The following is a 24,933-nucleotide window of genomic DNA, read 5'->3' on the forward strand; positions in this document are numbered from 1 at the left end:
GATTGAGTAGGAACCATGCGTCGGAGAGCAGTGGCGGGAGCGGACGTCAATGGGCGCCGCGGCCCGGGGAGGGCAGACGCCATCGTCGGCGAGGTGATCCCCTAACCGTTGTTCCGACATTTTAATGCAGTTTTGTCACAAATTTGGCAGGATGAATGGCAATTCATGAAGTTGGTCCACCCGTGTAACGGTCCCCGGGGTCAACTGTCGCCTTTGAGTCGGCGAATAGCGCGTCGGTCTCGCTTCCCAGGCTTGCTGTCGCCGAAGGCAAATGCCGTCGGCATCTGTCGCAGCTGTTCCTGCGCGGCCTCGCGTTTCCGCTTGCCGTCGGCGACTTCCTCGTAGAGCCGCTGGGCGATTTCGGCGGAGCCGCGGCGCTCAGCGACATCCTTCACGCGAAGCTGCCACGCAAGAGGGCCCTGCTGCACGCGGACCTCGTCGCCCGCCTGCACCAACTTGGCGCGCTTCGCGCGGTCGCCGTTGACGTCAACCTTGCCGCCGTCGATTGCTTCCGCGGCGAGCGCTCGCGTCTTGAAGAACCGCGCGGCCCAAAGCCACTTGTCGAGTCGAACCTTGCCCGGTGGAGACTGCTCGTCATCGTCGCGCATTCGCTACTTCGACCCGTCAGCGCTGTCGTCATCCTCGTCGAAGTCGATGACATCATCGTCCACATCGTCATCGTCGAGATCGTCGAGATCGTCGTCGTGTTCCAGTTCATCGTCCGGGTTTTCAGTGCCATCGAGCGCCTCGGAGGGAATCCCATCCGCCTGCGCGGACTGCGCCTCCGCCGATCGAATCTCCCGGATTCGCGTGGCCGCGCCGGCGTACACCGAACGAACGGCCGGATTGGATTGCTGCTCGGTAGCGCGACGTTCGAGCAATGGAACCAGTGCCATGATCGCGTCGAGCTCCGCGCTGGCATCCCCGTGACTGGCAATCGCCATCAGCATGGCAACGACTTCGTCGCAGGCATCGGCCATGCGGCCCGATGTCGAGGCATCGGGGCCGGGCACTTTCGTACCCCGCGCCATGAGCGCGACTCGCTCGCGCAACACGGCGGCATCGGTCTCGAAGCGATTGACGAGATAGTCTCTGGCGGTCGTAGTCATCAACTGAGGTCGTTTCGGGTAATGCCAAGCTCGTCGCGTGCGGCGCGCCACGACGCCAGCCATGCGTCCGCGACAACCGCCGGGGCAATCCCGATACGGCCACAGCGAGACGCGAAATCATCCCACCACCCTTGTTCGAGGGCATCGATGACATCGAGCAATTGTCCGAGCGGCAGCTGGCGATCGACCATCGTGTCGCGCAGTGCATTCGGCAGCGACATGCGCTCGGCCAGCATCGGTGCCGACGCGCCGAGCGCGAACTCGAGCGTGGAGAGCAGGCCGGCGATGAGTCGCATGCGCGCATGCGGCGCGTTGTCGAGTGCCGCGCCCACCCGCTCGCAGGCACGCGCGCGACGTAGCGCCACGAATCCGAGTTCGGCATCCTGCGCGGCATCACCGATCAGTCGTGCCGCGACCGACACCAGTCGGTCCATGATGGCATCGCGACCGAGCATCGTGATAGCGTGCGTGACCGACCGCGGCCCACGTACACCGAGCGACGCGGAGCCCATCGCGCGCAACAGCGATGCCGCCAAGTGCGGATCGTCATGCACGAACGTATCGAACGAGGAGTCGGTGGGGCGGCCATCGGCGAACGCGGCGAGCATCGTGATCGCGCGAACGACGCTCTCTTCGGTGGTACGGTCCACCGGGACACCGGCACCGCGCGCCAGTAGGCGCCCGCTGTACAGCGGCACACCGGATTGCAGGACGCGGTGCCGCGTGAGGCGGTCGTCCACCCCGCGAACCAGCGGCCGCAGCCCGGCGTCGAGCAGTACACGCACGCGACTCTCGAGGGCGCTGGGCGGTGTACGCGCTGCATCGAGCACAATGGTGCTGCCCACCAACGAGGGAGGGAGTGGTTCGCCGTCGGGAAACCCTTGTAGCGCGAAGTGAAATCCGGCGCCAATCAAGCGGTCGACCGCACGCCGCGTTGCGGCATCGTCGAGTGACTCGGTCGCCAGGAGCCAGACGGCATCGGCCGAGGCAAACCGGGTAATCGCACCCTCGCGCACGATGGCGGGCGTGATCGGCACCACGAGACTCCGCCCGGCGAGCCGGGTGAGCGCCCCGACCATATCGACGAGCCGGCGCGCATCACCGTCGGGATTCGAACCGCTGCGGCGGGGATCGGCCGGACAGGTCGTCACCGCGTACCCAATCACGCGGTCTCGACGATCGCGAATCGGCATCAGCGAGGTCAGCATCGGCGGCTCCCCCTCACGCGATCAGCGCGGCGCGCGGTCCGCGCGCGCCAGCACGGAATTGAAATACGCCGGCTCTCCGGTGACGTCGCGCGCGACATACGGCACGAGCCATTCGGGGAGCGCCGGTCGGTCATCGAGTCCCGAGAGTTCGACTTCGGCGAGTACGAGATCGCGATCGAGAAAGACGTCAATCTCCCACGCATAGGCCTGATCGCGCACGACGTGCCGCTGCTTGCGTACGCGCGCCGCGACCGTCAGCGGCCACATCGCGTCGAACAATTCGCGGCTTGTGCCCTCGTCTATCTCGACGCGCGCCTGCGCCGGACCGAGTTTCACGTTCCGCCAGCATGCGACCGTGCCATCGGGATTGGTGGATCGACGCAGCCGCTCGCGCAGTGCGGTGCCGGGCAGCCAACCCTGCTCGATCAGTGTCGGGGTTACGGCGGCGGCCACCGGGGGCACGCGCGTGAGGAGATATTTGCGTTCGATTTCGAGCGGCACGCCGGACTCGGTTGCCGGTGCGCTGTCACGCCGCAACTCGACGACAGCCAGCTCGAGCGCCTTCATCACGCTGTCGATGCGCGCGCACCAGTCGAGCGTGAACGCTTCGTAGTGCGCCAGCGCCACCGCTCCCAGGGCACGATGTAACGCCGGGAGCTTGGCCTTGAGCGCCCGCTCCGCCAACAGGTCCGCGTCGCGCACCGCGCCCAGCAGATCCTGACCTCTCGTGGCGAGTTCATACCATGCACCAAGTGCCGGTCGCGACTTCGCAAATGGCGCGAGCATGGCGCGTTGGCGCTTGAGGCGGATGCGCACCCGGTGCATCGCCTCGCGCGATTCCACGCTGGTGACGCTCTCCAGATCGCGCCGCAGTCGCGCCGACGCCCGTTCGACTCGCGTGGCGAGATGCCGCGCGAACGGAGTCGGTGTGGAGGGCATACCCACGCGATGCATCAGCAGATACGTGGACAGGCGGGCCAGCAGCCGGTCCACGATCGGATCGAGATGCTTCTCGAACGCGCGCGTGACGTCGGCCGTCGAGCGGGTGGCCCGACGGTCGAGGATCGCGCGCAGACGCATCGCTTCGTCGCGGGCGTCAGCGGGAAGCTGCTCCGTTTCCGCGTCGAGCCACGAGCGCTGCACGTCAGCATCACGCACGGCATTCGTGGCTTGTCCGAGTGCCTGCAGTGAACGCAGCGTGCGCCGGTCGACCGCACCGTCGAGCGCACTCTCATGCTCGCGAAGCACCGCGCGCAGCCGTCGCAGCGAGACGCGAGCGCGGTGCAGTGTCTCCGCCTCCATCCCGTAGGCGGTATCGGCCGAGGCCACGGGAGCACCGGCCAGCAGCGCGGCCTCACCAGGCGGCAGCACATCCGCCGACACGATCGCCGACGGCTGCCATCGCGCGCGCGCTTCACAAAGCTGATCGAGCCAGTGCAGGGCGACCACGCGCGCGCCTTCCTGTGCCGGCCGGCGAAGCGCCTCTGGCAGCAGACGGCGCAGGTCGGTGGCGGTCAGGAGCGAAGCGTCAACCATCGTTGTCATCGTGATCGTCGTTCGCGTCGACGTGCACGTGGGCCGTACCGTCGTCGTCGTAGCTCACCGACACGAGCCACGGACGACAGCAGACCTGACAGTCCTCGACGTACTGCTGGTGCGTCCCGGAGCCCGGGTCGAGTGTGATTTCAACCGGCTCGCCGCAGTACGGGCACTGCACCTCCCCAACGAGATCGGCGACGCCGTCGCCAAGGGGAAACTCCTCGTCGTCGAGCGCGTCTTCGGCCTCATCGGGATCGCCGACGTCATCAGGCAGGTCCCACTCTTCCCGGTCAGCCATGTTGGCTCAGTGTAAGCATGCGCGTAATCAAACGCCGCTACCGCCCGTGTCCACCTCTGGCGACCTAGTTCTGCTTCAACAGCAGCGTCCGGTCGCCGGTGGCGACGGCGAGGGCGGCACGGGCGCCCGCCACTTTGGCTTCTACCGCCGCGAGCTTGACGGCTTCATCGAGCACCAGGCGTTCACGCAGGTTCAGAATGAGCAACGTGCTTTCGCCATTCTCGTAGCGCACCTGCTCGGCATCGCGTAACAAGCCAGCGTTGCGAACGTTCGCCGCCTGCCGCTGCCGCAGCCGCTCCAGATTGAAGATGTCGAAGATCGCGGCGCGCGCGTCGAATTCGACCTCGCGTCGTACGCGATCCCGCTCGAGCCGCTGAAATTCGAGACGCTGCCCCGCCGACGCGAAGCGACCGGTTTCCTTCAAGAAGAGCAGGGGCGACTTGATGCTGAGGCCGGCCTTGTAGTTGTTGTCCAGTCGCTCGCCGTCAAAGAACGACTGCTCGCTGTCGCTCGCCCCGAGTCCGGCCAGCTTCGCTTCGGCCAGCGGCAGGAGCGCCTGCGTGCTGAACAGGCGCTGGGCCTCGGCCTGCTTGATGCGCGCCTGCACCTTGAGCAGATCCGGATTCCGACGCGTGGCGACGTCGAGCAACTCCTCCAAGCGCGTGGAATCGATCCCCACGCGATCAATGCCGAGCAGCACGGGTTTCGCATCGGCGGGCAGTGGGGCCGGGCGGCCCGCGTCGTCCCAGAGATACGCCGTGACGTCGAGCGATGACAGGTAGAACGACGCTTCGGCCTCGAAGCGGGTGACCTCGCGGCGCTGCAATTCGAGGAGCGCTTCGATCGTGTCGATGGGGGCACTCTCGCCGTTTGCCACACGCCGTCGTACGGCCTGCAACCGGAACTCGGCCAACGCTTCGCCTTCCTGCGCGATCACGCGGCGGCGCCAGCTCTCATACCACGCGCCATAGTCCTTCGCGGCCGAAAAGAGCAGCTTGTTCACGATGGCGGTGCGATCAGCATCGCCGGCATCCCGCGCAGCGCGCGCCTGTTGCAGCGCGTTTCGGCGTTCGTCGGTGAGGATACGTTGGCCGAGCGGGATGGAAATACCCGCTTCGAACGTGCCGTTGGCCTCGGTGCGTCGGTCCGGGTTGAAGTACCGCCCCATCGTACGATCGAAGGCGATCGTCACATCGGCTCCGATCGGCAGCGGGATCTTGAGCTCCGCGTCGAAGTAGTTGTAGTACTGCGTGCCACCGAACTTCTTCTGATCCCACGAGGCCGTCACCGTGGGGTCGAACGCGCCCCACGCGGTGCGCAGATCGGACCGCGCTTGATCGGCCACCAATCGAGCCTGCGCGGCCACCGGATGGTTGGCGAGAATGCCGTCAACGAATGCCGGAAAGGTGAACGGCGTGCCGAGGGTATCGAGCTTGGCCGGTGCCGACTGCGCGGACATCGGACCCGAGAGCAAGATCGTACAGCAGAAACCGAGTGTGACGGCGAGCGTGCTGCGCACGGGGCCCGTCACTTCTTGCCTACGCTTTTCGCATCGCTCTTACCCGTGCCTTTCCCGCCTGCGACCGCGTCCGCCGGCAGCGCTTCGTTCGGATTGATCGAGAGCGGGAAGCCGTTGAGCTGACGCCAGATTTCCCAGCCGACGGTCACGTTGTCGAGCATCGCCCAACCTTGCACGCCTGTGCCGAGGCGCAGCTGCGCCGGCCACGGTTCGTCCCGAGTGGTATCAGGAACCAGCAGCACTCGGAACTGTCCCGCGCGGTTCGGGAATTGGTCGATCACGGCAACCTGCGCGCCGAATGTGCCGGAGGCCACCTGTGGCCACCCCGAAATCTGCAGTGCGGGCCACCCGTCGAAGAAGATGCGCACGTGTCGCCCCGGCTTGAGCAGCGCGATGTCCATCGGCTTGACGAACAGCTCAACGGCCTTGCTGGGGCGCGCCGGTTGAATCGTGACGATCGGCTCGCCGGCTTTCACGATTTCGCCCTGTCCAGCCTTCGTGGCGCGTACCACGTAGCCATCCTGCGGCGCCTCGATGAGGTAGAAGCTGTTGCGAATGGTGAGCGAGCCGACCTTGTCCTTGAGCTTCGCCACTTCAGACCGGCCTTCGCTCACCTCGGCGAGCGTCGACGCGCGATCCGACCGTGCCTTCGAAATCTTCTCGCCGTACTCCGCCGGAATGCTCGAGAGATCCGTCTGCGCACTGAGCAGCATCTGTTGCTTTTCCACCAGCTTGGCGGACGCCGACTGCGCGCGGATCTGAAACGCCTGCAACTCGTTCACCGAGACGAGACCGAGCGTATCGCGGAAGAGTCGCTCGCGGCGACGCAGCTGATCGCGCGCCACCGAGTCTTCCAGCACCGCTTGGCGGACTTCCGCACGATACTGTTCGATCTTGTTCGCGGTCTGCTGCAGCTTGAAGTCGCGCTGCGCGTCGAGCTGCGATATCAGCGTGCTGAGGGCAGCCGCCTTGTTCTGCTTCTCGCCGATCGCGGATTCCTTCGCCGACTGCTGCTGCGATGTGAGCGGAAGGACGTTGGGGTTGAGATATTCCTCCTTGATCTCGGAGATGCGGACGATGCTGTCGCCCTTGTTCACGTACTGGCCCTCCTGCACAAACCACTGCTCGATGCGGCCATCGATCCGCGTGGGCAGCTCCTGCGGACGGTCGGCGGGATCGAGAGCGGTGACCGTGCCTTCACCGCGCACACTCTGCTGCCAGGGCAGAAAGAGTACGAGGAACAGCGTGATGAGAATGCCCAGCAGCCAGCGTGATACGATGCGGCCGGTGTTCGCTTCGCCCAAGAGCGCCGTCGTCTCCAACGGCAGGTGTTTGAGTTCGCGTTCGATATCGAGATCGGACAAGGCCATGGTGTCTAGGCTCCCGTGGTCATGGGCGTCTCGTGCAGCAGGTTGAGGCACATCGGGTCCATCCGGACGACGCTGAACGGGCCTTCGCGCACGACCTGTCCGTCTTCGACCACGAGCACGCGATCGAACGCCTCGAGCAACTGCGGATCGTGCGACACTGTGATGACCGTCCACGGACGGTTACGGTCGGTGAGCAGCTTGATGATGAGGGTGCGCGACGCGGCGTCGAGATTCTGGAAGAAATCGTCGAGCACGATCAGGCGAGGACGGCCCACCATACCCTGCGCCACGAGCAACTTGCTCGCGAGATGCGCGGGCAGCGTACGCCCACCATTGGTGAGTTCGGTTTGAATGCCCTGCGGCAGCTGTTGGATCTCGTCGGTGAGCGCGAGGTCATCGAGGGCCTCGCGAACGTCACGCGGGGTGATGTGAGTGCGACCGACGCTGACATTCTCCTCCACCGTTCCGTCGAAGAGATCCGTCCAGGAGAGCATTTGTCCGATGCGCGCGCGCAACGCCGGCCGATCGAGGTCGCGCAGCGTGACCCCGTCGAAGCGGATGGTGCCATCGTAGTCGTCGATGAGCCCACCGAGCAGCTTGAGCAGCGTCGACTGGCCAGACCCGTCCGAGCCCATGATGGCCACCCGTTCGCCGGGGGCAATCTGCACGGTGACCCCGTCCACCGAGGCGGAACGCGCCGAAGGGTATCGATAGCGGAGATCCTTGGTCACGATGGACACACCCACGCCCGGTGTATGGATCGGGGCGAGTCCGCCGCGGGCTTCGAGCGGGAGATCGGCGACGTGGCCCGACTTGTCCACGCTCGTGAGCACGTCGTACACGGTCGCGATGCTGTTGATGAGCTTCTCGACACCAGCGAGAACGGTCACGATGACCACTTCCGCGGCCACGAACTGGCCGAGCAGGAGTCGGTTCGACTGCACCAGCGTGGCCCCGATGATCAGGACGGCAGCCGTGATGAACGTCTTGAAGCCAATCAGTGCGATCGTCTGCTTGACGAGTATGGCGAAGTGTTTGCGCCGGTACTTGAGGTACCCAGTGACGACATCGTCCATACGCTCCACCGGTAGCGTGGAGTCGCCGGCATACTTGAAGGCGTGGAAGGCGCGCGCGATTTCCTCGAGCCAGTGCACGGCCTTGTACTTGTACTTCGATTCGACGATCGAGGTCTCGAGTCCTTCAGGTCCCGACCAACGGATGATAAACCAGAGTGCCGCCGTGACGCCGATGGCGAACACGGAGAACCATGGACTGTACACCGTGAGCAGCAAGAGGCTGAAGACGATCGTGAGCAACGCGGTCGGCACGTCGAGCAACAGTTTCTGCACGCCCTTCTGAATGGCGATGGCTTCGAACAGACGGTTCATCTGCTCGGGGAGATTCTGCTCCAGCGACGCCGCGTAGCGCAGCCGCGGAATGCGAAAGGCGAACTCGAGTGCCATGCGGGCGAAGACGCGCTGTTGAATGCGCTCCACGACATTGAGAATGCCGATCTGCAGCACACCGGCGACGATTGTCCCCAACACGACGAAGGAGATCAGCACGATCACAGGCTGCAGATACAGGCGACCCTGGACGATCTGCACGATACCGCCTACGGCGAGCGGAAGAATCAGACTCAAGCCGCCGGACAGCGTCGCATAGAAGAACACCGTGAGAATCTCGCGACGCTCGCGGGCGAAGAGGGCGAGTGTGCGGTCGATCGGTGTGCGCGGCTCATGCTCGTCATTGCGGCCAGTTTCGCCCACGGGACTGTGTGGATAGGCGTTCGAGAGGGAGCTGTTGGCCGGCCGCAGGGCCATTGGCGCCAGTGCCGCCAGTGCATTCCCCGACCCCATCCGAGCGAACAGGGTTTCGGCGAGCGCATCCCCCTGTCCGTCGATGACCACCTCGCTCCCGTCGCGCGGAACGAGGAGCGCCTGCACCCGGTCATCGGCATCGCGACACATGACGATCGCATCGTCGTTGCGTAGGTCCAGCAGGACGATGGGAACCGTACGCTCCCCAATGGCCAGCTTCAGTGTGTCGAGGGAGATCTGGCGGTCGAGGTAGCCGACATCGACCGCGCCGCCGATCGACCGCAGTCGGTTCGGCAGAGGATCGGTGGACAAGATCTGACGCGTGAGCGCGCGCCAGCGTGCCTGCTCGACATCAAGGCCGAGCGCGGCGGTTACGAGTTGGTTGACGCGAGTGGCCTGAGCCGACATGACGTATTGGAGGGCGCTATGAGCAAGTACGCCCCCTCGTCGCGACGGGCGACGAGGGCGAACGCTGGAAGAGGCGGGCCTGAGTGCCCGCGCTCTGGTGACCGGTACCGCGAGCGATCAGCGGTGGTGCGGCGGAGCCCGTGTCGGTGCTGCGCCCAGGCGGCCAACGCGACGGTGCACGTCGAAGTGTGCGACGGACGGTAGGCCGCGACTCCGAGCGTAGGCAGATCGGGCAATCAGGCCAGTCGTACGCTCGACGCCAGAAATCTGCGACGACGCCGTGCGCTGCGTACGTCGGCCAGTGCTGCGCTGCCAGGCGGCGCGTGCTGTGGGAGCCAGCCGCGTCGACGCGCGATCGATCGGCGCATCGTGGTTCATCGGCAGGACGCGTCGCACGGACTCGAAACGGAACGCACCGTCGCCTGCGATCCTGGCGGCGTGCAGCGCACTCGGCAGCGCATTCGGCAGCGGCCGGTGTACCATCGACGTAGCGGCAAGCAACACGCACGCCATGGCCGCACAGGCCAAAGTGAGGTGAAAGAGCCAGCTGGGACGAGGCGCCTCGGTCATACGGTCAAGAATTACGAGATCTCTGGTCGGGATTCAAGGCGTGTCAGCATTAAGACTCGCCGCAACCGGGGGGGGAGCGCAATCCGTGACACTTTCGGCAGTCGCTGGCGTATTGCTCAGCCATAGCGACCGCACTCGGCGGTCTCTTTGTAGCTTCCAATTGAACGACTAACGCGCCAAACCATGTCACGCGTTTCCATTGGTTCATTCCGTGTCGCGTCCGCGCTCGTGGCCGCCCTCACGACCGCCCTTCTGGCCAATCCGGCCAAGGCACAATCCAGCGGCGAAGCCGGCGCGCCCTCAGGGCGCGGATCGGTCGGCGTCCATCTGCAGATCTCTGAGCCCAAGGGCGAATTCGGCCGGAATACGGGCAACGGCTACGGCTTCGGAGGCTACGTGCTGATGCGGCTCGATCCGAACTCGATCGTGAATCTCCGCGGCGATGTCTCTTTTCTGATGTATGGGAACACCACCCGGCGCATTCCGCTTGGTGGAACGGGAGGGCTCATTCAGCTCGACCTGCGCACCACCAGCAACATTGTGTCCGTCGTGACCGGCCCGCAGCTGCTCGGCCCCACCGGGACCTTTACCCCGTACGCCACGGCGCTCGGCGGCTTCTCCGTATTCTGGACCTCCAGCGCGATCGAAGGGTCGGCCAACGAGAACGACCCCTTTGCCACGACGACCAATGCCAGTGACGCGGTCTGGGCGTACGGCGGCGCGGTGGGCAGCTACATCCGCGTCAGCAACGGTAAGAATCCGGTGCGCATCGATCTGGGCGCGCGCTTCCTGCGTCACGATGACGTGCGATATCTCAACGCCGATCGCGTCCGCGAAGCGTACAGCAACGATCGTCCGCCCGTCCCCATTCGCGGCCGCGCCGATTTCGTGACGTACTACGTCGGTGTCAACGCGATCGTCTTTTAAGCCGCCGTCCGGCGTCCGGCGTCCGGCGTCCGGCGTCGCTCAGTCCTCGTCCGGACGTCGACGCCGCTTGGTCTCTCCGCGCTGACGCTTCTCGGTCAGTCGTCGTTCGACGGAGCCCCGTGTAGGCCGTGTTGCCTTGCGGGGTTTCTGTATCACCAGCGCTCGCGACACGAGCTGCACAAGCCGCTCGATCGCCGCCCGCCGGTTCTGCTGTTGACTGCGATACTCGCCGGCGACGATGCGCAGTGCGCCGTCGCTGTCCAAGCGCGATGCGAGGCGCGCCATGACGAGTGTGCGCTGCTCGTCGCCCAGCGCACGCGTGTGCCGCACGTTCCACTGCAATGCGATGCGCGTCGCACTGCGATTCACATGCTGACCGCCGGGCCCGCTGCCGGAGATTGCGGTGATATCGAGTTCATACGCGGGAATGCGAACACCGGGTACGACATCCACGTCGTCCTGCGATGGCGCTGTCAACTCAGCCACCGCCCGGCGCACGACACGGCGACGCGCCGAGTGCCGTCGAGATCGACGCAGGAGTTGGACGTGCGGTCGAGTCCGGCGACGCAAAGATCGCCACGTATTCTGACGGCGCCGTGTTGGTGAACGAAAGCTGTCGATAGCCCACCGCCGCCAGCTCGCAGCGCAACAACGACGGCGGCGTCCCGTGTCCGAAAGTCGGGCGTTCAAGATCAAGGATCACGAGCCGTCCGCCAGGCCGCATGGCCGTCGCCAGATTCCAGAGCAGTGCGAACGGCTGCTCGATCTCGTGATACATGTGAATCATGATCGCCACGTCCACGCTTGCCGCCGGCAAACGTGGGTCGTGTGTGTCGCCACGAACCACCCGTACGTTCCGCAGTCCTTCCCGTTGCACGCGGCGTTGCAGCATCGCGAGGTAGTCGGGAATGATGTCCTGCCCGTACACTTGACCCGTGGCGCCCACCAACGGCGACAGCCGCGTCACGTAGTAGCCATCCCCCGCGCCGATGTCGGCAACGCGCTGTCCGCGACCGATCTTGGCCAGTTGCACCACGCGCGCGAACTCGCCGACATCGTCGCGATCGTCTTCGTCGCTCCAACGCGGCGCGACGATATCCGCCACGGGACGCATCGGGCTCGGAAAGGCACTCGCCGGCGCGCCGGGAGGCGACGCCGGACCGATCGTATCCTGCGCGGCGCCGGTCGCGCCGCCCACGGCGTTGTCGCTGCGATCGATGGCGGCGCCGCACGCCACGGCGGCGGCAACAAGCAAAAGTGGCCACTTGGCACGGATCATATGGCGCTCGGTACTTCGGTTCGTAGATGCACGCGGAGGGCAGCCACCCGACGACCGTCCATCGCGACGATTTCGAGTTCACCGCCAGGATAGGTCACCCGATCGCCGACCTTGGGCAGCCGCCCCAGCATCGCGAACGCATAGCCGCCGAGTGTTGACCAATCACCTTCGGGAATCGGAAGCTTGTGATCGGAGCGAACGTCGACGAGTGACATGGAACCGGCGAGTTCGAGCACGCCGTCGAAGAGCAGGGCATCGCGCGACAGCGGATCGTACTCGTCAGCAATGTCACCCACGACTTCCTCGATGAGATCCTCCATTGTCACGATGCCCGCCGTCCCGCCATACTCGTCGAGCACGACGGCAAGGTGCGCGCGGGTGCGTCGCAAATCATCCAGCACGCGTTCGGCCGCGCGCGTGGCCGGAACGAACATCGGTTCACGCAGGTGATCGCGCAGTGAGAACGACTCGGGATGCTCATCGAGCCAGAAGTCCTTCGCGAGAAACACGCCGACGATATCATCCTGGGTTTCGCGATATACCGGGTACCGCGAGTACCGCTCGCGGCGCAGGGTCGCGATCAGCTCGTCGAGCTCCACGTCTTCGGCAATCGCGATCATGTCGGTGCGAGGGCGCATCACGTCCAGCGCCTTTTTGTTGTGGAAGTCGAACACGCCGGCCAGCATGGCCGAGTCGGATTCGTCGAGCGTGCCGTGCGCACGGGCCTGCATCACGAGCAATCGCAGCTCTTCCGGGCTGTGCACATGTCCCCCTTCGGAGACCGGCTGGACGCCGAGCAGCTTGAGCAACCGGTTGGCGGTACCGTTCAGCATGCCGATGAAGGGTGACATGACGCGCGAGAAGAGCATGAGCGGGCGGACCACCCAGCGGCTCACGCTTTCCGGGCGTGCAAGGGCGATCGACTTCGGGGCCAGCTCGCCGAGCACGATGTGCAGGAAGGTGATGACGAGAAACGCGACCGCGATCCCGGCGCCGGTGTGCGCGGCGCCTGTCGCTGGCTCAACGCCCACCAGATGCAGCGCGCGGTCGACCAACACGGCGATGGCCGGCTCACCGATCCAGCCGAGGGCGAGGGACGCGAGGGTAATGCCGAGTTGCGTGCCCGAGATGTATCGGTCCAGCTGGCTGAGGGCGCGCTGCACGACCTTCGCGCTGCTGTCCCCCTCGGCGGCCATCTGGTCGATACGGCTTCGCCGGACCGCCACGAGCGCGAACTCGGCGGCGACAAAGAAGGCATTGAGCAGGACCAGCAGCAGAACGACGAGCAATCGGCCCGAAGCCACCCCGAAGGTGAGTTCGTCGACGACCGGCGAAGAAGGGTCAGCAAGCATACTGAAAGGAAACGGACACGCGGGTGATTCGTCAGGGTAGTGCAATCTGCAAGAGTGCCGGGCATTCCGCTTCTGCGGCATTCTGCAAGACTCACGACTTCTGTGCGCTATACCCCCGCGATCCCGCAGGTCCCGATTCAGGAGATGCTCGACCCGCGCCGCGTACTGCGCTGGGTCTGGCTCGGCCGTGTCGTGCTGTCCTGTGCGATTTTGGTGGCAGCGGTGTTCGTGTGGAGCGAAGCGGCCCCCAGCGACACCCTGATCGCGACGCTCGCCTTCGCCGGAGCGACCCTCGCGACCATCGGTTCTGCGCTCTACGGCGAATTTGAGCGCCGAGCGCTGAGTTTGCGCTTCTATGGATTGCAGTGCGCGATCGATCTGGCGCTGGTGACCGCGGTCGTCCACATCACCGGTGGCTGGAGTTCGCAGTTCGCGGCGCTCTACATCTTAGTGATCGCCAGCGCTGCGCTGCTGTTGCCCTTCCGTGGCGGGCTGGCGGTAGCGGGCGGCGCGTGCCTTCTGTACGCCGCCGATGTGCTCCTGCTGCGGCCGGGAACGCCGTACGTCGGCATCACCGTGCAGATCGCGGTGTTCGTTGTGGTGGCGCTGGGCTCCGGGTACGTCTCCTCTCGGTTGAGGCAGGCGGGTGTGGGGCGCGAGGCGCTGGCCGCACAGCTGGTGAAGGTCCAGCTCGAAGCAGCGGATATCCTGCGAACGATTCGTTCCGGTATCATGACGGTCGACGCCCAGGGCCGATTGCTGTACGCGAATCCTGCGGCGTCCGATCTGCTCGGTCTCGACCTGAGGTCGCTCGTGGGGCGGCCGGTGTTGAACACTCTTCTCGGTGTGTCGCCGCAGCTGGCCACGCTCCTCGAGCAGTCGTCGCGCGACGGCGTCCGGACCACCCGGGCCGAGGGCGTGATTCATCGTGACGGCGAAACCGTGGAAATCGGCGTCACGACCACGATTGCCAATGGCACACGGTCGGACGGCGGTGTGACGGCGACCGCGATCTTTCAGGACATCTCCGATAGCAAGCGCATTCAGGCGTTGCACATTCGCGCTGAGCGTCTGCAGGCAGTGGCAGAGCTCAGCGCTTCCCTCGCGCATGAAATCCGGAATCCGCTGGCGTCGATCCGCAGCGCAACCGAGCAGCTGGCACGTCGCCGCGCCCGATCGCTGGAGCCCACAGTCGACGATGACGACGAGCGCATTCTGCACGACCTCGTGGTGCGCGAAGCCGACCGACTGAGTCGGTTGCTTGCGGACTTCCTCGACTTCGCCCGGGCGCGCGTGACGCGCGTGAGCCGCGTTGACTTGGGTGCGATCGCGCACGCGGCGTCGACGATCGCGGGATCGCATCCCGATCGGCGCGCAGGCGTACAGGTGCAGGTGAGCGTCGCACCGGAACTGCCGCCGGTGGAAGGCGACGAGGATCTGCTGCATCGCGCCGTCTTCAATCTCGTTCTCAATGCCGTGCAGGCGGTCGGGCCCGAGGGGCACGTGTTCATCGAGGTCGATCGCTATCGCCCGGCTGGGGAGCATGGCGCGGCGTCGGCGATGCTGACCGGCGAGCTGCTGACCGTGAGCGTGACCGATGACGGTCCCGGCGTTCCGCCGGAGCTGAAGGAGCGACTGTTCGAACCGTTCGTGACGGGCAAGGCCGGCGGGACCGGGCTCGGACTGCCGGTGGTGCATCGCGCCGTCGAGGCACATCGCGGCGTGGTGCTGGTCGACTCGCTCGCCCGCGGCACGCGCTTCACGATGCTGCTGCCCATCGCCAGTGACAACGACTCGTCGCGTCGCGGTGAAACACCTGTACACAACGCTGTCCCCTTCGAGCCGCATCAGGACGATGCGGCTGATGTTCTGCTTCCTCGCCTTACTGGAGTTGCACCGTGACCCCTCCCGCGCTCGCCGGTGACGCACCGCGCGTGCTCATCGTGGACGACGAAACGGGCATCCTCGAGTCGTTGCGCATTCTGCTCAAGAACGAGGGCTTCATTCCCTTTACGGCGCATGGTGGCCGTGCTGGCGTGGAGCGCATCCCGGAACTGCGGCCGGACATCGTGCTGACGGACGTTCGAATGCCCGATGTGAGCGGCGTACAGGTGCTGAGCACGTCGCGTCAGGTCGATCCCGATGTCCCGGTGATCCTGATGACGGCGCAGGCGACGTTGCAGTCGGCCATGCAGGCCGTGAACGAGGGCGCGTTCTATTACATCCAGAAGCCGTTTCGCAACGACGAACTCCTGGCCATCCTGCGTCGTGCCGCCGAACATCGCAATCTGCGCGCGGAGAACACCACGCTGAAGCAGGAGATCAAGCGGCGCGAGCGCACGACCAGTGGCCGTCCGATCGGGCGGAGCAAGTCTTGGCTCGACGTGCTGCGGCTTGCTGAAACGGTGGCCCCCACGGATTCCACCGTGCTCATCACGGGTGAGTCGGGTACCGGCAAGGAAGTGATCGCGCGATACATCCACGAGTTGAGCACGCGAGCGGACAACAGCTTTCTGTCTATCAACTGCGGTGCACTCCCGGAATCTCTGCTGGAGAGCGAACTCTTCGGTCATGTGAAGGGCTCGTTTACCGGCGCCGTCAAGGACAAAACCGGCCTCTTCACGGCGGCCAATCAGGGCACGTTCTTTCTCGACGAAATCGGCGAGACGACGGCGTCGATTCAGGTGAAGCTGCTGCGCGTGTTGCAGCAGCGTGAAGTCATTCCCGTCGGTGCCACCGAAGCGGTGTCGGTCGACACGCGCGTACTCGCGGCCACCAATCGCGATCTCGAAGAAGAGATCAAGCGCGGCAGCTTCCGGCCCGACTTGTTCTATCGACTCAATGTGATCGCGGTGCACCTGCCCCCGCTGCGTCAGCGTCAGGACGACATTCCGTTGCTCGCGGAGTCGTTCCTGGCCCGCAGTGCTACGCTGCGCCACGAGAGTGTGAAGATGCTCCGTGACGATACCCTCGACGCGCTGATGGCCTATGCCTGGCCCGGCAACGTCCGTGAGCTCGAGAACGCGCTCGAGCGCGCGGTGATCCTGTCCACGGGATCGGTGATCGATCCTGACGCGTTGCCGGAGCGCGTGACGGCCCGTCGGGCCGAGCCGCTGGTGAGTGAACGCACCCCGGTCTCGCCGACGCTCGAGGCCATCGAGCGCGCCTATATCCAGTGGGTGCTCCAGAACGAAGGTGGGAACAAGAGTCGTGCAGCCGATATGCTCGGCATCGATCCGTCCACATTGTATCGCAAACTTGCCCGCTACGGAGAAGCCTGATCATGCCCGCACTGATGCGACGTCGCACCGGATTCACGATCATCGAATTGTTGATCGTGGTCTTGATCATCGGGATTCTGGCGTCGGTAGCAATCGCAAAATTCGGTGAGTCGAAGCGCCGCGCCTACCTCACCGCGATGAAGTCGGACCTGCGCGGATTGGCCACAATTGCCGAATCGCGCTACACGTCGGACAACTCGTACGAGAGTGTCGTGGCGCCTCAGGGCTCGGACGGTGTCACGCTCACGTTTACAGGAACGGTGTCTGGCTGGTCGGGGACGGCGACGCACGTCGGCGTGCCGGGCGTCCTGTGCACCATCGCGGCGGGTTCGTCGCTGGCGGCGAACGCGCCCAGTGAGCCAGTCTGTCAATAGCCATCGCGGCGCGTCGCTCGACTCACGTGGCATGTTTGTCACGCGACGCGCACGGTCATTACACCGCGGGAACGCGCGCGAAATACCATGGGTGCGACCGTCGTTGCACGCTGCAAGGAACCTTGCGAAAGGCGAGACGCGGTACGCCGAGCACGCGGGCGTTGAAATGGTGCAAGTGTTTCAATGACAGTGGGTTAGCGTGGTGCCATCAACGTGGCAAGGCAGTTGCCATATGCCATGGTGTCGCGTCGGACACCACCACGGGTGACCAGCGTCGCTTGACCCCCACTGGAGAAGTCATATGAAGCGCACTCGCAAGGGTTTTACCCTCATCGAACTCCTGATCGTCGTCGTGATCATCGGCATTCTCGCCGCGATCGCGATCCCGAAGTTCGCTGACACGAAGCGAAAGGCCTACGTCACGGCCATGAAGTCGGATCTGAAGAACATGGTGTCGTCGGCCGAGGCGTACTTCTCGGACAACAACACGTACGCTGGCTACGCGGCGCCGACGGGTTCGTCGGGCGTCTCGCTGACGTTCGTGGGTTCGGCGACGGGTTGGGCGGGCACGGCGACGCATGCGAACGCGGCCGGCGCTACCTGCTCGATCGGTGCTGGCACGGACACGCCGGCCGGCCTCGCCGAAGGCCAGCCGGGCGGCGCGACCTGCAAGTAACGTCTCACGATGGCGAAGCACTGCTTCGCTTCGTGTAGGACGACCTGAAGGGGGGAAGGGGTCGAGCATCTGCTCGACCCCTTTGCCGTTCCCGTTCGCGTCGTCTCCACCGATCCTCGAGTCTCGGGACGAAACAGGGCATTGTGCGGAAAGATCGCGAAATGAAAGGGTGTCCGCGACGCGTGGTGTTCGTAGGGTACTCGTAACACCATGGGTATGAGCGACTTGCGGTTGTGCGCGCGGGTGGTACGCGCTGTGCCTTGATACCAGTCGACGACGCGGGCATCTGGTTCGCGCGCCTTCTCCCATCGGAGCTCCTCATGAAACGCACGCGCAAGGGTTTTACCCTCATCGAACTCCTGATCGTCGTCGTCATCATCGGCATTCTCGCCGCGATCGCGATTCCGAAGTTTGCCGATACGAAGCGAAAGGCGTACGTGACGGCCATGAAGTCGGATCTCAAGAACATGGTGTCGGCGGCCGAAGCGTACTTCTCGGACAACAACTCGTACGCCGGCTATGTCGCGCCGACCGGATCGTCTGGCGTCTCGCTCACGTTCGTGGGTTCGGCGACGGGTTGGGCGGGCACCGCGACGCACGCGAACGCGGCCGGCGCAACGTGCTCGATCGGAACGGGTACCGACACACCGGCCGGCTTGGCCGAAGGCCAGCCGGGTGGCGCCACCTGCAAGTAAAGACTGTGCAGGCGTAGCGCGGCTGGGTTTGTCGAAGGGGTCGGGCTCTTGCCCGGCCCCTTTGTCGTTGGTGGTCACGCGAACGCGCGGCGCGCACGTGTCGATGCCGTTGCACAATGCGTGAAATTTGCGAAATGAAAGCAATCGCGCGTCGGCCCCTTCGCGCGTCAAGAATGGAAAGCGTTCAGCACCAATAGCTTGCGAGATCGGAGCGCGGTGGTACGCACGTTGCCATTCATCGAGTCAACGAAACGGGCATCGAGGCCCGGTCGCACCCCCCGAACGGAGACGGATCATGCAGCGCACGCGCAAGGGCTTTACCCTCATCGAACTTCTCATCGTCGTCGTGATCATCGGCATTCTCGCCGCGATCGCGATCCCGAAGTTTGCCGACACGAAGCGCAAGGCGTACGTGACGGCCATGAAGTCGGATCTGAAGAACATGGTGTCGTCGGCCGAAGCGTACTTCTCGGACAACAACACCTACGCCGGCTACGCGGCGCCGACGGGTTCGTCGGGCGTTACGCTGACCTTTGTTGGCGCGGCGACGGGTTGGAGTGGCACGGCGACGCACGCGAACGCCGCGGGCGCGACCTGCTCGATCGGAACGGGCACGAGCACGCCGGCCGGCCTCGCCGAAGGCCAGCCGGGCGGCGCGACCTGCAAGTAAGTCGGGCATGACGGCTGCGGCGGTGCGCGTGGTCGCGCTGCCGATGTCGCATCGAGGTTCCGCGGCTCACCGCGGGCATCGCAAGAGGGGCCGAGCAGACGCTCGGCCCCTCTTGGCTTTGACGCAATTTCACCCTGACGGCGTTGCCCAGTTGCCACGAGCGCTCGCGGCACGCATCCTCCGCAGGTGCTCGCCATTCCGACTCCTCGCATCCATCAACGACTCAAGCAGGTGCTCGTCCTTGCCAGCGGCAGTGCGCTGGCGGCGATCATCCTGACCATGTGGGTCACCGAATATCTGCCCCCCTACCTTCGGTGGCCGCTCGTCGTGCTGCTGGTGGTACTGGTGTCGATCGTGTGGGTCAGCGTGCTCCGACGACAAGTCGTCGAGCTGGTCGAGATTCCGTTGGCGCAATGTGTTGAAGCCGCAGAGGCGATTGCCGATGGCGATAACAGCCGCCGGGTGCCGGTAGGGCAGACCCACGAGTTCGCGCAGCTCGCCACCAGCATCAATCGCATGACCGAGCAGATGCTGGCCGCCACGCAATCGCGAATGCGAGTGGAAAAGCTGGCTACGATGGGACGGATCGCGGCCGGCATCTCGCACGAGATTGGCAACCCGGTGTCGGCGATCGCGAACTATGCGCATCTGCTGCGAATGAGGACGAGCGACGTGCCGGGAACGACGGAGCCGCTGGATGCGCTCGAACGCGAGATCACGCGCATCGACCGCATCATGCGTGGGCTGCTCGACTACGCGCGTCCTCGTCGGCTCACCCCCAAGCCGATCGTGGTCGATGAGGTGATCGAAGATGTCGTGAGGCTGCTCGACGACCAAGGCATCGTGCGGCGCTTCCGTGTGTCGCGCGGACTCGAGGCGCCCGATGGCATCGTCTATGCCGAACGGCACGATCTCGAGCAGGTCTTCGTGAATCTGCTCCTCAACGCCGTCGACGCGATGGATCGCGAAGGTGATGTGGTCATCAGCAGCCGCATCAACGACGCCGAGTCGATCACGGAGGCAATTGATAAGCGCCGCACCGACCCGTCGCCTCAGCGCTGGACGCACCGGCCCAGCAAGCGTGCGCTAGCCTGGCTCGCCCGGCCGGAATCTCCGTCGCGGTTCCTGCAGATCGTCATGGCGGATTCGGGCACCGGTGTCGCGCCCGAAGACGAGGAGCGCATTTTCGAGCCGTTCTTCTCGACGAAGCAGCCGGGAAAGGGCACGGGGCTCGGACTCGCGATCGTGGCGAGTACAATCGAGAATCTTGGCGGCACGATCTGGGTGCAACGCGCGCGCGAAGGCGGTGCGGCGTTCGTGATTCTACTGCCGCTGCATTCCGGGTCGAGTGGGCTGCTCGCGATGACGTCGGGCGAGCGCGCGGCGGTCTCATGATACCGCGCGCACGATTCTGGTGACACGTCGGGGAAGGGGTCGCACTACCGTGCGGTCATGCCTTCCCCGTCATCATCACCCGCGACCTTCGCCGCGACCTGGCGACCGCAAGCACGACCCCGTCGAGGGGCGCTGCTGGTCGAGTGCCTCATGGCGCTCGTCTTGGTGGCCTTGGCTAGTCTGGTGCTCGCGACCACGTCGGTCTCCCTCGCCACGCTGGGCGACGATGCGCTCCAGTTGGCCCGCGCTCAGCGCGAGCAAGCGAACGCCGCAGGACGCGCGTTGTTGGCACCGTGCGATACGGCCAGCGGCGGCGTGGTCACCACACGATGGCCAACCACTCGGCTGCGGGTCGATGCGGCGCTCACAAACGCCGGCACGCTGCATCGCAGTCTCGTCGACGTTCGGTGGACGGCGTCCGCGCTGGCCATCGATGCCTCGCGCGCGCTGCGCGTGAGCAGTGCGGCTCGGTGCCGATGAGTCGCGTCGCGCGGTGGCGCCGTGGCGGCACGCTGGTGGAGTTGTTGATCGCGCTCCCGATTGCCGCACTGCTAGCGGTCGCCGCCGCCGCCACCCTGATCGGTGCCTGGCGAATCGGGCGGCGCGCGGAAGCCTCGCAGGGTGGCACGCGAGAACTGCGACACGCGCAGGCCGCCTTCGAAAGCGAGCTGCGTCCGTTGCGCGCCGGTGATATCCGAGCCCTGAGTGACACCGCGCTGGAGTTTGATGCGCTCCTCGGCGCCGGCGTGGTGTGCGACGCGACCGCAGCGGCAGCCGGTGTGAACGATCGTGTGGAGATGGCGTCGGCCGATCCCGCCGATGCACGCGGGGTGTCGTGGGCGAGCAGCGTGCAGATCGGTGACGATCTGTCACTCTGGCGCGCAGACGCGGATAGTCTCGCGTCACTCATCGAGCACCGGACGACCGTGCGCGCCATCAGCTGGGGCGCGGCATGCACCGCCTCGCCGTGGATGGCAGGGTGGGCCGACCAACGCACGGTGCGCCTCACCCTCGCGGACGCGAGTCCGTCAGCGCTTGTGGTCGGCGCACCGGTCGCATTGCATCGCCGCACGCGACTCACGTTGTACCGCAGCGGAGTCTTGTGGTATTTGGGCAAGCGCGCCCGGACCAGCGGTGTGTGGGACGGCGTCCAGCCGGTGGCGGGCCCGTTTCTCTCGCCAGTGCAGCGCGGTATGACCGCACAGCTGCTCGACGCCGGTGGCACCGCCACGCTTCGCCTCTCAGACGCTGCGGCGGTGCGCATCGAGCTGCGGGCCGATCGCGCACCGGACGGGCGCACGGCGGCGCGTCGTGATACGGCAACCTTTGATGTGGTACTCCGAGCGGAAAGTGCGCAGCGCCGCCGCTGAACGCGCTCGGCGCGCCGGGTTCGTGCTGCCGTTCGTCGTCGTGGCAACTGCGCTCGTCGCCGTGCTCGCGCTGGCTGCGATCAGCACCATCTGGCGTGGCTATCGCGCCACTCGCCTTGCCGCCAACGGCGTGCGCGCGCAGTTTGCCGCCGACGAAGGAGCGGCGCTGCAACTCGATGCGTGGCCGTCAGAGTCGCTGGCGTCGATGCCACCCGGCGCGACCTTGTCGACGCGTCAGACCACCGCGGTGGGGGACAGCGTGCGCGTGCGGGTCACACGCACGCAGCCGCTAGTGGCGTGGCTCACGGCTGACGTCGCGCTCGAGCCACGGGGGACGCCTGGCGTGGTCCGCCGACATGTCACACGCGCCGTATCGCTTGAGCCACCCGCGTTGCCGATCGTCGGTGCGGTCACCGCGATCGCCGCGGTGCGGGGGCAGGATCCCACGACGATCGATGGACGCGATCTGGTCGATGCCGGTGACGCCTGTGGTCCGCTGCGCGATACCCTGTCACTCGTTCCCGTCGCGTCGAGTGCGTTGGGTGCGTCGAGCGGCGGCGCATGGACGGCACGTCCGGCCACGTCGGCGCTGGTGGATACGGCAACGGTACGCGCGGCGTTCGACCTCGCGTGGATCTCCGTGATGGCGCGAAGTCCCGTTCGTGCGGTGGATTCCACGCCACAGCTGCTGGCCGCGTCACCAGGCTGGCATGCTTTGTTACTCGATGGGGCGGTCGTCACCGTGCGAGCACCGTCGAGATGGCGCGGTCTGCTTGCGGTGAGCGGTGATCTCGTGGTGACGGGTAGTCTCACAGTCGACGGCATCCTGGTGGTGCGCGGACGACTCGACGCACGTGGCGCCGCACTACGGATTCGTGGCGCGCTCATCGTCGCCTCACTCGGAAATCCCTCGGTGGAGCTCGGCGATCAGACCACGCTGCGCTACGACCGATGCGCCGTACAGCTCGCGCTGGCCACGGTCGCGGTGCCGCGCGCGCAGCCGTTCTCCCTCTGGTTTTCGCCGTTGAACTGACCGTCGAAAGGTCAGAACGCCCGATTACGGAAAGCGGTGCAGCGGGCCGACACTGTCACGGTGTGGGCAGTAGTACCGGCCGTTCCTCTAGGAGGGGGCGTTACCTCGTGAGGGGACGGTCGTTTGAAGGATGACATGCCCGGTGAAGGCAGGTCAATCTGTCCCTTCGGTGCGCTCAGCGTCGAACGGCAGCGTGCAAACCACCAGTTCAACCCCAACAGCCATGGCGCTCTTCGGCCGAAAGAAAATCACCGTCGGACTCGATGTCGGTTCCGGTCTTGTGAAAGCAGTGGTCATCGACCACAGCGGACCCACGCCGGAGCTCGTCAAGGTCGTCATCACCCCGCTCAACGACACGGCGATTGTCGAAGGCGAAGTGATGGATCACGGCATCGTCGCCGATGCGATCCGCCAGACGCTCGAAGCGACTGGCGTGAAGACGAAGAGCCTCGTGGCGGCCGTGGGTGGACGCGACGTGATCGTCAAGAAGATCTCGATCGAGCGGGTCAAGGAAGCGCAGGCACGTGAGCTGATGCGGTGGGAAGCCGAACAGCACGTGCCGTTCGACATGGACTCCGTCGAACTCGACTTCCAGGTCCTCGATCCGGACGGCGACGGTCTCGACATGAGCGTACTGCTCGTTGCGGCAAAGCGTGATCTGGTGGAAGCGAAGCGACATCTCCTCGAGGACGCGGGGTTCCCGCCCTCGGTGATCGACGTCGACGCCTTTGCACTGCACAATGCGTTCGAAGCGAATCATCCCGACGCCATGCACGGCACGGTGGCGCTGCTCAACATCGGTAACGAGCAGACGAACCTGAACATCCTCGATGAGGGTGTGCCCATTCTCACGCGCGATCTGGGCGTCGGCACGCGACGCTTCCGTGAGGATGTACAGCGCGAGCACGGCATCAGCGGAGAAGAGGCCGAGGATATGCTGCGCGGCTTCGATCGCTCGGCGTTGCTCGACGGCACCATCGCGATGCGCGGCGAGGAGCTCGCCGTGGGTCTCGAGCGCGCGGCCACGTTCCTCGCGTCCTCGTCACGCAACTTCGGCCAGATCCGCGCCGTGTACGCGTGCGGCGGCGGGTCGCGCGTGCCGGGTCTGCTGGCGTGGATGTCCGATCGCCTGCGCATTCCGGTTCAGCCGGCCAACGCTCTCGCCCGGATCACCGTGCGCGAAGGCGCGCTGGAGTTCCTGTCCACCGATGAAGTCGCACCGCTGCTGATGCTGCCGGTGGGACTCGCGCTCCGCGCTGCGGCCTGAGGAATCCGACCATGATGCTCCAAATCAATCTCCTCCCGGGCTCGAAGAAGACATCGCGTGGCGCCGGCAGTCTCGCCGGCTCGCTCGGCTCCATCGGCGCCTCCGTTCGCGACCCGTGGCTCGTCGGCGCCGCGGGTGCGGTCGTCGTCGCCTGCGCGACCGTCGGACTGCTCTTCACTGCCCAGAACGCGCGCGCCGGCGAAGTCACCGAGAAGCTCGATCGCGCCGTGCGCGACTCCACGCGCTACTCCAAAGTGCTCGACGCGCGCCGCAAGCTGACTGCCGAGCGTGATTCGGTGCAGCGCCAGTTGCAGATCATCCGCACGATCGACGAGAACCGCTACAACTGGGCGCACATTCTCGACGAGATCAGCCGCGCGCTGCCGGCCTACACCTGGCTGACGACGCTCGAGCAGACGAGCAAGGCGCCGCTGCCACCGGGGGCTGACACGCTGGCCGGAGTCGCCACGCCGGTGCCGGCCACCGCGGCCGCGAAAGCGAAGAAGGCGGCCGTGGTGCAGGACACCATCGAGGTCCATCCGCCGCTCACGTTCCGTGTCGTCGGCCAGACGGTCGATATCCAGGCGCTCACGATGTTCATGCGGCAGATGGAGAGTTCGCCGTTCATCCAGCATGTCTCGCTGAGCAAGTCGGAGATCGTCATCGTCGAAGGCAAGGATGTAACGCAGTTCGAATTGTCGGCGGAGTATGAAGTGCCGCCTCCGGGTGTGGTGCGAACCTCGCCCCTCGTCGTTCCCGTGCGCTGACCAGAG

Annotated in this window: 25 protein-coding genes; 13 read left to right on the forward strand and 12 right to left on the reverse strand. The window is 65.5% G+C overall.

What is annotated here, in order from left to right:
- Positions 1-200: 200 nt before the first annotated feature.
- The 9 genes from HKW67_RS01720 to HKW67_RS01760 all read right to left on the reverse strand — a co-directional run bounded on the left by HKW67_RS01720 (position 201) and on the right by HKW67_RS01760 (position 9,841).
- A complete protein-coding gene (locus HKW67_RS01720) occupies positions 201-608 on the reverse strand; it encodes an RNA-binding S4 domain-containing protein (protein ID WP_171223755.1) in 408 nt (135 codons plus the stop codon).
- Positions 609-611: 3 nt separating this feature from the next.
- Positions 612-1,109: a hypothetical protein gene (locus tag HKW67_RS01725; protein ID WP_171223756.1), complete on the reverse strand. Its 498-nt coding sequence runs from the start codon at positions 1,107-1,109 to the stop codon at positions 612-614.
- Positions 1,109-2,317 carry an HDOD domain-containing protein gene (locus HKW67_RS01730; RefSeq protein ID WP_171223757.1) on the reverse strand — a complete coding sequence of 403 codons (1,209 nt, stop codon included), beginning with the start codon at positions 2,315-2,317 and terminating at the stop codon, positions 1,109-1,111. The genes HKW67_RS01725 and HKW67_RS01730 overlap by 1 nt, the downstream gene beginning before the upstream one ends.
- Before the next feature lie 21 nt (positions 2,318-2,338).
- Complete coding sequence (locus tag HKW67_RS01735) at positions 2,339-3,853, reverse strand: CHAD domain-containing protein (RefSeq protein ID WP_171223758.1); 1,515 nt, start codon at positions 3,851-3,853, stop codon at positions 2,339-2,341.
- On the reverse strand, positions 3,846-4,154 hold the full coding sequence (locus HKW67_RS22735; protein WP_171223759.1) for a CPXCG motif-containing cysteine-rich protein: 309 nt from the start codon (positions 4,152-4,154) through the stop codon (positions 3,846-3,848). The genes HKW67_RS01735 and HKW67_RS22735 overlap by 8 nt, the downstream gene beginning before the upstream one ends.
- Before the next feature lie 64 nt (positions 4,155-4,218).
- Positions 4,219-5,673 (reverse strand): TolC family protein, encoded by a 1,455-nt coding sequence (locus HKW67_RS01745; protein ID WP_171223760.1) that lies wholly within the window; start codon positions 5,671-5,673, stop codon positions 4,219-4,221.
- Between the two features lie 8 nt (positions 5,674-5,681).
- Positions 5,682-7,043: an HlyD family secretion protein gene (locus HKW67_RS01750; protein ID WP_171223761.1), complete on the reverse strand. Its 1,362-nt coding sequence runs from the start codon at positions 7,041-7,043 to the stop codon at positions 5,682-5,684.
- Positions 7,044-7,048: 5 nt separating this feature from the next.
- Positions 7,049-9,271, reverse strand: coding sequence for a peptidase domain-containing ABC transporter (locus HKW67_RS01755; protein ID WP_171223762.1), 2,223 nt, complete (start codon positions 9,269-9,271; stop codon positions 7,049-7,051).
- A 117-nt stretch (positions 9,272-9,388) separates the two neighbouring features.
- Positions 9,389-9,841 carry a hypothetical protein gene (locus HKW67_RS01760; RefSeq protein WP_171223763.1) on the reverse strand — a complete coding sequence of 151 codons (453 nt, stop codon included), beginning with the start codon at positions 9,839-9,841 and terminating at the stop codon, positions 9,389-9,391.
- Positions 9,842-10,024: 183 nt separating this feature from the next.
- Here HKW67_RS01760 and HKW67_RS01765 point away from each other — a divergent pair, with 183 nt between their 5' ends.
- Complete coding sequence (locus HKW67_RS01765) at positions 10,025-10,768, forward strand: hypothetical protein (RefSeq protein WP_171223764.1); 744 nt, start codon at positions 10,025-10,027, stop codon at positions 10,766-10,768.
- Positions 10,769-10,807: 39 nt separating this feature from the next.
- Here HKW67_RS01765 and arfB read toward each other — a convergent pair whose 3' ends face one another.
- Genes arfB through HKW67_RS01780 form a run of 3 tightly spaced genes read right to left on the reverse strand, consistent with a single transcriptional unit; the run spans position 10,808 to position 13,399 of the window.
- A complete protein-coding gene (gene arfB, locus HKW67_RS01770; protein WP_206044567.1) occupies positions 10,808-11,254 on the reverse strand; it encodes an alternative ribosome rescue aminoacyl-tRNA hydrolase ArfB in 447 nt (148 codons plus the stop codon).
- Positions 11,247-12,047 (reverse strand): class I SAM-dependent methyltransferase, encoded by an 801-nt coding sequence (locus tag HKW67_RS01775; protein ID WP_171223765.1) that lies wholly within the window; start codon positions 12,045-12,047, stop codon positions 11,247-11,249. Before HKW67_RS01775 ends, arfB begins: the two co-directional genes overlap by 8 nt.
- Complete coding sequence (locus tag HKW67_RS01780) at positions 12,044-13,399, reverse strand: hemolysin family protein (RefSeq protein WP_171223766.1); 1,356 nt, start codon at positions 13,397-13,399, stop codon at positions 12,044-12,046. Before HKW67_RS01780 ends, HKW67_RS01775 begins: the two co-directional genes overlap by 4 nt.
- A gap of 102 nt (positions 13,400-13,501) precedes the next feature.
- On the opposite strand from HKW67_RS01780, the gene HKW67_RS01785 reads away from it, so the two are divergent.
- The 12 genes from HKW67_RS01785 to HKW67_RS01840 all read left to right on the forward strand — a co-directional run bounded on the left by HKW67_RS01785 (position 13,502) and on the right by HKW67_RS01840 (position 24,927).
- Positions 13,502-15,301: a two-component system sensor histidine kinase NtrB gene (locus tag HKW67_RS01785; protein WP_171223767.1), complete on the forward strand. Its 1,800-nt coding sequence runs from the start codon at positions 13,502-13,504 to the stop codon at positions 15,299-15,301.
- On the forward strand, positions 15,298-16,680 hold the full coding sequence (locus HKW67_RS01790; protein ID WP_171223768.1) for a sigma-54-dependent transcriptional regulator: 1,383 nt from the start codon (positions 15,298-15,300) through the stop codon (positions 16,678-16,680). Before HKW67_RS01785 ends, HKW67_RS01790 begins: the two co-directional genes overlap by 4 nt.
- Before the next feature lie 2 nt (positions 16,681-16,682).
- On the forward strand, positions 16,683-17,054 hold the full coding sequence (locus HKW67_RS01795; RefSeq protein WP_171223769.1) for a type IV pilin protein: 372 nt from the start codon (positions 16,683-16,685) through the stop codon (positions 17,052-17,054).
- 301 nt (positions 17,055-17,355) lie between these two features.
- Positions 17,356-17,730, forward strand: a complete 375-nt coding sequence (locus HKW67_RS22585; RefSeq protein ID WP_171223770.1) for a type IV pilin protein — start codon at positions 17,356-17,358, stop codon at positions 17,728-17,730.
- Positions 17,731-18,050: 320 nt separating this feature from the next.
- Entirely contained in the window at positions 18,051-18,425 is a 375-nt protein-coding gene (locus HKW67_RS22520) for a type IV pilin protein (protein WP_171223771.1), read from the forward strand.
- 295 nt (positions 18,426-18,720) lie between these two features.
- Positions 18,721-19,095 carry a type IV pilin protein gene (locus HKW67_RS22590; RefSeq protein WP_171223772.1) on the forward strand — a complete coding sequence of 125 codons (375 nt, stop codon included), beginning with the start codon at positions 18,721-18,723 and terminating at the stop codon, positions 19,093-19,095.
- A 186-nt stretch (positions 19,096-19,281) separates the two neighbouring features.
- Complete coding sequence (locus tag HKW67_RS01815) at positions 19,282-20,490, forward strand: sensor histidine kinase (protein ID WP_171223773.1); 1,209 nt, start codon at positions 19,282-19,284, stop codon at positions 20,488-20,490.
- Between the two features lie 150 nt (positions 20,491-20,640).
- Positions 20,641-20,970: a hypothetical protein gene (locus HKW67_RS01820; RefSeq protein WP_171223774.1), complete on the forward strand. Its 330-nt coding sequence runs from the start codon at positions 20,641-20,643 to the stop codon at positions 20,968-20,970.
- Entirely contained in the window at positions 20,967-21,860 is an 894-nt protein-coding gene (locus HKW67_RS01825) for a hypothetical protein (protein WP_171223775.1), read from the forward strand. The genes HKW67_RS01820 and HKW67_RS01825 overlap by 4 nt, the downstream gene beginning before the upstream one ends.
- Positions 21,817-22,893, forward strand: a complete 1,077-nt coding sequence (locus HKW67_RS01830) for a hypothetical protein (protein WP_171223776.1) — start codon at positions 21,817-21,819, stop codon at positions 22,891-22,893. The genes HKW67_RS01825 and HKW67_RS01830 overlap by 44 nt, the downstream gene beginning before the upstream one ends.
- Before the next feature lie 223 nt (positions 22,894-23,116).
- Entirely contained in the window at positions 23,117-24,160 is a 1,044-nt protein-coding gene (pilM, locus tag HKW67_RS01835; protein WP_171223777.1) for a type IV pilus assembly protein PilM, read from the forward strand.
- Between the two features lie 11 nt (positions 24,161-24,171).
- Positions 24,172-24,927, forward strand: coding sequence for a PilN domain-containing protein (locus tag HKW67_RS01840; RefSeq protein ID WP_171223778.1), 756 nt, complete (start codon positions 24,172-24,174; stop codon positions 24,925-24,927).
- The last annotated feature ends 6 nt before the right edge of the window (positions 24,928-24,933 follow it).

Source organism: Gemmatimonas groenlandica (genome assembly GCF_013004105.1).
Lineage (GTDB): Bacteria > Gemmatimonadota > Gemmatimonadetes > Gemmatimonadales > Gemmatimonadaceae > Gemmatimonas > Gemmatimonas groenlandica.